The sequence below is a fragment of the Streptococcus sp. VTCC 12886 genome, assembly GCF_049893425.1.
Lineage (GTDB): Bacteria > Bacillota > Bacilli > Lactobacillales > Streptococcaceae > Streptococcus > Streptococcus suis_AA.
Window position 1 is genome coordinate 1 of the sequence record NZ_JBMVJB010000066.1, and the last position, 2,743, is coordinate 2,743.

A 2,743-nucleotide genomic window follows, 5' to 3' on the forward strand; every position below is an offset into this window, starting at 1 on the left:
GAATAGGTGCAACCACTGTTAATTTGCCAGAATTGAAAGCAAGTGGCACGGTAACTGCAATAAACGTTAACGATCAAACTGGTAGTTATGAAGTAAAAATAAGTAATGTAATAGCACCAAATGGACTAAATAAAGTATATGTACCGACTTGGACAGAAGCTGGCGGTCAGGATGATATTGTTTGGCATGAGGCAGAGCGTCAATCTGATGGTAGTTACCTTGCGAAGATAACAAAATCAGAGCACAAAAATGGTACAGGAAAATATATATCACATGTTTATTATCAAGGTTTAGATGGTAGTGTTACAGGAATAGGTGCAACCACTGTTAATTTGCCAGAATTGAAAGCAAGTGGCACAATTTCAATATCAAATGTGGATGCAAATGCTGGAAGTTTTGATGTAACAATTTCCAATATAACAGCTCCTCGTGGCCTCACAAAAGTTTATGTTCCGACATGGACTGCAACTGGTGGTCAGGATGATATCAAATGGTATGAGGCCAATCGACAATCGGATGGAAGTTACAAATTAACTGTCAATAAAGCCCAACATAAAAATGAGGTGGGAAACTACCAAGTTCATGTATACTATCGTGGTGAAGATGGAAGCATGATAGGAATAGGTGCAACCACTGTTAATTTGCCAGAATTGAAAGCAAGTGGCACGGTAACTGCAATAAACGTTAACGATCAAGATGGTAGTTATGAAGTAAAAATAAGTAATGTTATAGCACCAAAGGGACTAAACAAAGTATATGTACCGACTTGGACAGAAGCTGGTGACCAGGATGATATTGTATGGCATGAGGCAGAGCGTCAATCTGATGGTAGTTACCTTGCGAAGATAACAAAATCAGAGCACAAAAATGGTACAGGAAAATATATATCTCATGTTTATTATCAAGGCTTAGAAGGTACTTTAACAGCAATCGGGGCTACCTCTATCACACTTCCAGAGTTGAAAACAAGTGGCACGATAACTGCAATAAATGTTAACGATCAAGATGGTAGTTATGAAGTAAAAATAAGTAATGTTATAGCACCAAAGGGACTAAACAAAGTATATGTACCGACTTGGACAGAAGCTGGCGACCAGGATGATATTGTATGGCATGAGGCTCAATTACAATCAGACGGGACATACCTGGCGAAAATAACAAAATCAGAGCATAAAAATGGAACAGGAATATACGTTTCACATGTTTATTTCCGAATGTTGGATGGAAGTATGCTAACCGTTGGTGGGACTCAAGTAGAATTACCTTCAGCACGCTCATACACAATTTACATCGATCCAGGTCACGGGGGAGTAGATTCCGGAGCCTCTTATGGTGGGGTTTATGAAAAGAATTTGGCCTTATCTGTTGCAAATAAATTGAAAGCAAATTTAATTCAGTTGGGATATCAGGTTCTAATGACTAGAACAGATGATTATAGTGTTGATTTCAAAACAGAGCGCTCACAGATGGCCAATCAAAGTAATGCAGACTTATTTATCAGTATTCACTTTAATGCGACAGGTTTACCTTCTTCGGATGCCACTGGTATTGAAACTTATTGGTATCAATATGATCCAGAATATCAACCCAAAATTAATGCCACGATGCATAACGATCCAACTAGATTAGCTGAAAGTGAAATCTTAGCTAATCAAGTTCAAACAAGTCTTATAAGCGGAACTGGTGCAGTCAATAGAGGTGTACGACGTGATACTTTTGCTGTATTGCGCGAAACTGCAATTCCAGCTATCCTTGTCGAACTTGGATTTCTGGATAATCCAACAGAATTGCAGAAAATAAAACAAGACTCTTATCACACAAAACTTGCTGCGGCGCTCGCAAAAGGAATTGTTGAATGGTATGCCGCAGTTGGCGGAACGTCAACTTCTGTTCAAGTGGCTCCGGCAAGCAGTCAAGCTCAGATGGTAACCAAAGTAACATCGACTGTAAGTGATACACAGATGACAGCTAGTCAGCAGAAATTTTTTAATACCATTTTGCCCCAAGCGCAACAAGTTTCTAAAAGTACAGGCATTGTAACCAGCGTTCTGTTGGCGCAAGCTATCCTAGAGTCAGCGTGGGGAACATCCCAATTAGCAACTCAGGCAAATAATTTATTTGGAATTAAGTCAGATGCCTTGTGGAAGGGGAATGTGGTAACTATTGAGTCAAAAGAAGTTCAAAATGGTAAAACAGTCACTGTTAAATCAGCCTTTAGATCTTACCAATCAATAGCTGATAGCATTAAAGATTATGGATCATTCTTCACGTCGACTCCATGGAGAACTCAAAATTACGCAAAATTCTTACAATCCAAAACGTACACTGAAGCAATCAAAAATCTTCAATCTTCTGGTTATGCGACCGATCCAGCCTACGGTGAGAAATTGAAAACTTTGATTGAGCGCTATCGACTGAATCAATACGATACGACCAAATAGCAGTGTTATCGTAAGGATGAATTGATAAAACAGGTTCTTTGTCAACTGTAGTGGGTAGATGAAAAGCTGACACCTAGAGAGGACGAACTTCGTCCTCTCTTTCTTTATCTCTTTTTTGTTTTTAGGAGATAAGCTGAAAAGGGCTCTCCCCAGCCCTTTTCACTGTTCAAAGCAATCAAAATCCGTTTTTTAAAGTTTTCAAAATTCCTGAAACCAAAGGCATTCCTCTTAATGACTTTGATGAGATTGTTGGTAGCTTCCAGTTTGGCGTTGGAATAAGGCAATTCCATGGCGTTTAAAAC

The 2,743-nt window shown here is 39.1% G+C and carries 1 protein-coding gene and 1 pseudogene; one reads left to right on the forward strand and one right to left on the reverse strand.

The genetic code is table 11. The annotated features are described in order from the left end of the window. Positions 1 to 2,441, forward strand: a 2,441-nt coding sequence (locus ACPC57_RS11450; protein ID WP_434066996.1) for a GBS Bsp-like repeat-containing protein, incomplete at its 5' end; no start/stop codon positions are given. Positions 2,442 to 2,596: 155 nt separating this feature from the next. Here ACPC57_RS11450 and ACPC57_RS11455 read toward each other — a convergent pair. Continuing rightward, positions 2,597 to 2,743 (reverse strand): annotated as a pseudogene (locus ACPC57_RS11455) (transposase); the annotation flags it as partial.